This is a genomic window from Rathayibacter sp. AY1H3 (genome assembly GCF_002932015.1).
This window is the reverse complement of sequence record NZ_PSUU01000078.1, coordinates 1-6,703: the sequence shown is the minus strand read 5'-3', so window position 1 is coordinate 6,703 and position 6,703 is coordinate 1. Positions and strand designations below refer to the sequence as shown.

Here is a 6,703-nt window from a genome sequence, read left to right as displayed (position 1 = left end):
CGCCGGTCTCGCGGCGGGGCTCGCCCGCTCCTCGGCGCCGGTGCTGCTCGCGGGGGCCGTCGCCCTGCACACGGCGTACCGGGCAGCGCTGCTCGTGCCGGAGTCGTTCGCGCGGGGGAGTCGTCTCTCCCGGAGCGAGGCGGGAGACCTCGTGGAGCGCTCGATCCGAGCCGAGTTCGCGACGGCGCTCGGGATGTCGGAGCGCGCGGCGTCTCGACGTCTCGAGCATGCTCGGCTCCTCATCGAGGACCTCCCGGCGACCCGTGCCCTCCTGGCCGAGGCCCGGATCCTCTGGGAGGCCGGCGAGGTCGTCTGCGCCGCCGCCGCGACCCTCCCCGCTTCGTCGCGCGCGCCCTTCGACGAGCGGGCGGCCGCCGCGGCGCTCACGCAGACGCCCACCCAGCTCCGCCGGACCGTGGCGCGGTTGCGCGACGAGCTGCACGAGCAGCCGTTCACCGAACGCCACGCCCGCGCCCGAGAGGACCGCAGCGTGTGGCTCGGAGCCGAGGCCGACGGCATGGCCACGCTCTGCGCCCTGCTGCCGGCCCCGGTCGCGGTCGGCGCCTACAACCGTCTCGACCGCATCGCCCGCTCGCTCCGCGACGGGGCGGACGCGGCGGGGATCGGGTTCGGTGCAGGTGCGGGTGCAGGTGCAGGTGCAGGTGCAGGTGCAAGTGCAAGTGCAAGTGCAAGTGCGAGTGCGAGTGGGAGTGCGAGTGCGAGTGCGACTGCGACTGCGACTGCGACTGCGACTGCACAGAGCGGTGCTGGTGCCCGTGGCGATGCTCCGGTGGCAGTCGGCGCGCGGACGGACGCTGGTGCTGGTGCTGGTGCTGGTGCTGGTGCTGGTGCTGGTGCTGGTGCTGGTGCCGGGCTCGGCGCGGAGACGGGTGGCGGCGCCGGTGGAGACGCTGACATCTCCCTCGGCGACGGCCGGACGCTCGCGCAGCTGCGGGCCGACGCGCTCGTCGATCTGCTCATCGACGGCGACATCTCCGCAGACGGATCCTCGGGAGAAGGAGCGAGCGCCGTCCGTGCCTCGGGCTCCGGAATCCACGCCTCGGTCTCCGGAGTCCGCGCCGACGTGCGCCTCACCCTCGCCGCCAGCACCGCGGTCGGCCTCGACGACGCGCCGGCCGAACTCGACGGCTACGGTCTCGTCCCCGCCGACATCGCCCGGGAGCTCGTGCGCACGGCGGCCGCCTTCACGCGGGTGCTGACCGATCCGGACACGGGAGTGGTGACGTCGGTCGGCAGGACCCTCCGCGTCCCGCCCCCTCGGATGCGCCTCCAGCTGCAGCTGCGCGACCGGACCTGCCGGTTCCCCGGCTGCACCCGTGCGGCCTCGACGGCGGAGGCCGACCACACCCTCGAGTGGCGGAACGGAGGCGAGACCGCCCTCGGCAACCTGGCCTCGCTCTGCGTCGCGCACCACCACGTCCGCCACGGCGACCGCTGGACCTACACCCTCCATCCGGACGGCACCGTCGTCTGGACGACCCCCACCGGCCGACGGATCACCGACCGACCGCGGGCGCTGCCCGGGGCTCCGCTGCCGCCCACGCGACGACCGACGCCGCAGTCGGCGCAAGAACCGGAGCCGGAGCCGCAGCCGGAGCAGCAGCCGCACCCGCTGTCACCACGATCCTCGTCATCGCAGCTGAGGTCATCGCGACCGTCGTCACCTCGACCGTCGCCATCGGTGCTGTCGCCGACGCGGCCGCGGTTCGTGGACGCGCCTCCGCCGTTCTGATCCGCAGCCCGACATGCCGGGCGATTCGACACTCCGTCGGCCGCGAGGCGGTGAATCGCCGTGCCTGGACACGCCCAGGCGCCCTCGCGCTCTCTCACCTCCGGCGCCGCGAGGTCCGTCGGCACGTTGGCGCTTCGTCGAGCCTCGAGCTCCGAGCCCCGAGCTCCGAGCTCCGAGCCCCGTGTCCCGGAGCTCCGAGCCTCGAACCCCGTGTCCCGTCGTGCTTCGGCGCTTCGGGGCGTCGGCCACCGCGTCCCGGTCCGCCCCTCCGTCCCGGTCCGCTCCGTCCCGGTCCGCTCCCGCCCCGCTCCGGCTGGCGGACGCCCCCGCCGCGCAGGAGAGCCGTCGAACTCGAGAGATCACGACCGGACGACCTCCACGTGGTTCACGTTCTCCGCCGCCCGCCGCCCCCGGCTCCGCCGGACGCTCCGCTCCCGCCGTCTCAGGCCGCGAGTCCGCCGAACAGCAGCGACACCGTCATCGCGATGATGACCGAGTCGAAGGCGAACGCGATGACGACGTTCGCGCGCACCAGGCGCCAGCCCTCTCTCGAGCGGATCTCGGCCGAGACCGTGGCCGCCATCGTGGACAGCAGGAGCGCAAGGGTCGCGTAGTCGCTGAGGTGCGGCGCCTCCTCGAAGGCGAAGCGCACCTGCGACCGCCGGGCGACCGCGACTCGAGGCGCAGGCAGGCCTGCGCGAACGAGAAGACCATCAACACCCACGAGCTCGCGACGGCGAGCAGGGCGGCGGCGAGGGAGAGGGGCTCGCTGCGGAAATCCGTCCTCTGCGCGATCGCCACCGTGACCACGACCGCCGGCACCGCCGCCGACAGCGTCGTGCCGGTCGCCCCGGTCGCTCCCGCCATCCGCGAGAGGAGGCGCCGCTCGCCGCGCGCCTCCTCCTCGGCGGTGCTCCGCAGCGCCTGCTCGTCGAGGCGCGAGAAGGAGACGGCGCTCCGGAGCGCCTGCTCGTCGAGGCGCGAGTACGAGGCGGCGCTCCAGCCCACGGAGAGGGCGGTGGAGAGCGGCCAGCCGAGCAGATGGACCGGAACGAGGGTCGCCGTCGCATCGACGGCCCGTCGCCAGGAGCGAGCGTCCCCCTCGCCAGGACGAGCAGCACCACCACGATCGTGACCAGGAGGCTCACGAACACCCGGAACAGATCGGAGCGGGACCGTCTGCGCGCGGTCATCGCCGCCCTTCCCGTCAGGGGCCCGGAGCGCGCCCCGAACAAAATCCACGCCGTTCCGTCCTGCCGCGTCCCGTGCGTTACCAAGCCATTCGTTGCAACCAACAACAAATCCCCTGAGCACCCGGCAGAATGGACCCATGACCTCACGGAGCAACTGGGCGGGCACCTACGAGTACCGCGCCGCCGCCATCATCGAGCCGGAGTCCGTCGAGGAGGTGCAGCGCCTCGTCCGCGAGAACGAGCGCGTCCGCGCCCTCGGCAGCCGCCACTCCTTCAACTCCCTGCCCGACACCCCCGGCGCACTGCTGCACCTGGGGCGCCTGGCCTCCGACCCCGTGATCGACGCCGAGGCGAGCACCGTCACCGTCGGCGGCGCCACCCGCTACGGCGTCGTCGCCGCGCACCTGCACAGCAACGGCTACGCCCTGCACAACATGGGCTCGCTCCCGCACATCTCGGTCGCCGGCGCCATCGCGACCGGCACCCACGGCTCGGGCGACCGCAACGCGAACCTCTCCTCCGCCGTCTCGGCCCTCGAGCTCGTCACCGCCGACGGCTCGCTGCGCACGATCCGCCGCGGGGAGCCGGGCTTCGAGGGCGTCGTCGTCGGCCTCGGCGCCTTCGGCATCGTCACCCGCGTGACCCTCGACATCCAGCCGACCTTCGACGTCCGCCAGGACGCGTTCGTCGACCTGCCCTGGGAGCGCGTGCTCGACGACTTCGACGCGATCACCTCCTCCGCCTACAGCGTCAGCCTCATGACCCACTGGTCCTCGCCGACGGTGGAGCAGCTGTGGCTGAAGACCAAGGTGGCGGCGGGATCCGTCGCCGACGTCGACGCGACGCACCTGGGCGCGGTCGCCGCCTCCGCGAGCCTCTTCGCCGTCTCGGAGGGTGTCGACTCCAACCTGAACCCGTTCGGCGGCTCCGTCGGACCGTGGTCCGAGCGCCTGCCGCACTTCCGCCTCGACCGCGAGCCGAGCGCGGGCGACGAGATCCAGAGCGAGTACATGGTGCCGCGCGCGAACGTCCGCGAGGCGATCGTGGCGCTGCGCGCGATCGGCGAGCGGATCGACGACGTCCTGCTCATCACGGAGCTGCGGACCATGGCGGGCGACGACCAGTGGCTCTCCCCCGCCGGAGGCCGCGACAGCGTCGGCGTGCACTTCACCTTCAAGAAGGACCGCGCCGGCGTCGACGCCGTGCTCCCCGCCGTCGAGGGCGCGCTGCTGCCGCTCGGCGCCCGGCCGCACTGGGGCAAGCACTTCCTCGCCGGAGCCGACGAGATCGCGCCGCTCTACCCGCACCTCGAGGAGTGGCGCACCCTCCGCTCCGAGTGGGACCCCTCGGGCCGCTTCGCGAGCGACTTCCTCCGCGACCGCCTGCTCGGCTGAGCGGCACCCGCCCCGCGGGACCAGGCAGGTTCCGCGGGACGGGGCTCACCGGACGCAGCACAGGACGGGGCTCACAGGACGCAGCTCACAGGACGCAGCACAGGACGGGGCTCACAGGACGCAGCTCGCGGGACGCGGCCCACAGGACGCAGCTCGCGGGACGCGGCTCTCGGAACGCCGCTCAGAACAGGCGGGCCGCGTCGGCGGGCTCGACGAGGTCGCGCACCAGCGCCGGGATCCGCTTCCGGAACGGGAAGAACCCCCGCGACGCCGACGGCCACGCCGCACCGTCCCAGCGGCGGCGCACGGTGACGAGCGCGACCCCCTCGTCGGCGAGAGCCGAGCGGAGCGCCTCCACCCGCTCGCCGACGGGCCCGACCGGCGCGTACGGAACGACCACGGTGTCGATCCGCTCGGAGACCGCCCAGTCGACGACCGTCGCGGCACGCGCGTCCGCCAGCACCCGCGCCGGCCGACCGCTGGAGTCGGAGGTGCGCTCGGCGGCGTCGGCGAGCGCCGCGGCGGTGAAGGCAGCGACCGCGTCGGAGACTCCGGACGGCGAGCGCCCGCCCGCGTCCCCGGCGACGGCGCACGCGACGAGGCGCTCGGCCAGACCCGGCTGCTCGGCGAGCAGGCTCTCCGCCTCGAGGTCGTCCTCGTGCAGCAGGAGGCCGGGGCGGGCGCCGACGGTCCCCACGACGTCGTCCTGCTCGAGCGGTGCCCGCGGCGGGAAGGGCTCCTCCGTCAGCGCGGGGGCTGTGGTGGCGAGGCCGCTCGGCGAGAAGCGCCCCTCCGTGTAGCGGGCGATGTTGGACGCGGAGGCGAGGTAGGTCTTGCCCGGAGTCTGCAGGCCGGCGACCCATCGCCACGACAGGGTGTTGGACGCGGCGTCGCCGTCGAGCAGGTGCCGGTAGAAGAAGTCGGCGCCGAGCTGCCAGGGCAGTCCGAGGGTGAAGATCCAGATGCTCGCGAACCACATGCGGGTGTGGTTGTGGAGGTACCCGGTCTCGACGAGCTCGCTCACCCACGCGTCCATCGCGTCGATGCCGCTGTGTCCGCCGATCGCGTCGAGGTACCCGGGCGGAGGATCGCCCGCGGAGGAGTCCGCCACCTCGCGGCGGTAGCGGCGCCAGACGTCCGGGTTCTGCTCGAGCCAGCCCTTCCAGTAGGTGCGCCAGAACACCTCCTGGACGAACTTCTCCGCGGCGGTCAGGCGGTGCCGCGCGAGGACCGCGGCGACGACCTCCCGCTCGGTGACGAGGCGGTGGCGGAGGTAGGGCGAGAGTCCGGAGACGTTGTCCCGGGACGGTCCGAGGTCGTGGTTGCGGTCGCGGGCGTAGGCGGAGCCCGCGCGGGCGACGAAGTCGTCGAGCGCCTCGAGACCGGCGGCTCTGGTCGGGATGAACATCGCCCCATCATCGGCGTCGGCCCGGTGAGAACACCGGCAGCGGCCTCCCGAGTGCGCTCCGGGGACGGAGGTGCCCGCCGAGCGCTCGTCAACGGGGTGACCGGCGCCTCCGATCCGACGTAGCGTCGGAGGACGAGAGGGAGGCCGCCATGCCCCGCGAGGAACAGATCCCGTCCACCATCGAGCGCTCCGACGAGCACGCGCAGAAGCTCTGGTCGGCCGCGCACGACTCGGCCGTCGACAGCTACGGCGACGGCGAGCGCGCCCACCGCACAGCCTTCGCCGCGCTGAAGCACGAGTACGAGAAGGTCGGCGACCACTGGGAGCGCAAGGCCGAGAGCGGCCCCTCCGACTCCCGCGCCGAGGGCCACGGCCGCTCCCCCGGGGGCGAGACGGCGGGCGGAGTGGACGCGAACGCGACCAAGGCGCACCTGATGGACCTCGCCAAGCGCCTGGACGTCTCCGGCCGCTCGCGCATGACGAAGGCCGAGCTCGTCGAGGCCCTGCAGAAGGAGAGCACTCGACGGACGCGCGACGCGCGGTGAGGGCAGGGGGGCGGGGTCGGGAACACCCGCCCCGCCGAGCCCCGGCCCCGCTCAGTCCAGCGCGTCCCTGATGGCCGCCATGCCCAGCTCCAGCTCGGCGAAGGTGGTCGACAGCGGCGAGAGGCCGATCCGGATGCCGTCGGGTCGGCGGAAGTCCGGCACGATCCCCTCCGCCTGCAGCCGCGGGACGAGGCCGGCGAACGACTCGTGCGCGATCGTCACGTGCGAGCCGCGCCGGGCGGGGTCGAGCGGAGTCGCCACCCGCACCCCGCGCGGCACCAGCCACGCGTCGGCCAGCTCCAGCGCGTACGCCGTCATCGCCTCCGATTTCGCGCGCACCGCGGGCATGCCGACCGAGGCGATCAGCGCGATCATGTCCTGCATCGCGAGCATCCCCGTGATCGGCGGGG

The 6,703-nt window shown here is 73.8% G+C and carries 5 protein-coding genes and 1 pseudogene; 3 read left to right on the top strand and 3 right to left on the bottom strand.

What is annotated here, in order from left to right; all coding sequences use genetic code 11:
- Positions 1-1,753: HNH endonuclease signature motif containing protein (locus tag C5C33_RS17745; RefSeq protein ID WP_146085825.1), on the top strand; the 1,753-nt coding region annotated here is incomplete at its 5' end.
- A gap of 442 nt (positions 1,754-2,195) precedes the next feature.
- On the opposite strand, the gene C5C33_RS17740 is transcribed toward C5C33_RS17745, so the two are convergent.
- On the bottom strand, positions 2,196-2,405 hold the full coding sequence (locus C5C33_RS17740; RefSeq protein WP_181136277.1) for a DUF1345 domain-containing protein: 210 nt from the start codon (positions 2,403-2,405) through the stop codon (positions 2,196-2,198).
- A 678-nt stretch (positions 2,406-3,083) separates the two neighbouring features.
- Here C5C33_RS17740 and C5C33_RS17735 point away from each other — a divergent pair.
- Positions 3,084-4,340, top strand: a complete 1,257-nt coding sequence (locus C5C33_RS17735) for an FAD-binding protein (RefSeq protein WP_104234610.1) — start codon at positions 3,084-3,086, stop codon at positions 4,338-4,340.
- Positions 4,341-4,521: 181 nt separating this feature from the next.
- Here the strand turns inward: C5C33_RS17735 and C5C33_RS17730 are convergent, their stop codons facing one another.
- The gene (locus tag C5C33_RS17730) at positions 4,522-5,748 is read right to left on the bottom strand and encodes an FAD-binding domain-containing protein (protein WP_104261761.1); all 1,227 of its coding nucleotides are present in this window, start codon (positions 5,746-5,748) and stop codon (positions 4,522-4,524) included.
- A gap of 149 nt (positions 5,749-5,897) precedes the next feature.
- Here C5C33_RS17730 and C5C33_RS17725 point away from each other — a divergent pair, with 149 nt between their 5' ends.
- Positions 5,898-6,293 (top strand): ChaB family protein, encoded by a 396-nt coding sequence (locus C5C33_RS17725; RefSeq protein WP_104225169.1) that lies wholly within the window; start codon positions 5,898-5,900, stop codon positions 6,291-6,293.
- A gap of 51 nt (positions 6,294-6,344) precedes the next feature.
- On the opposite strand, the pseudogene C5C33_RS17720 reads toward C5C33_RS17725, so the two are convergent.
- A pseudogene (locus tag C5C33_RS17720) lies at positions 6,345-6,703 on the bottom strand (kynureninase); the annotation flags it as partial.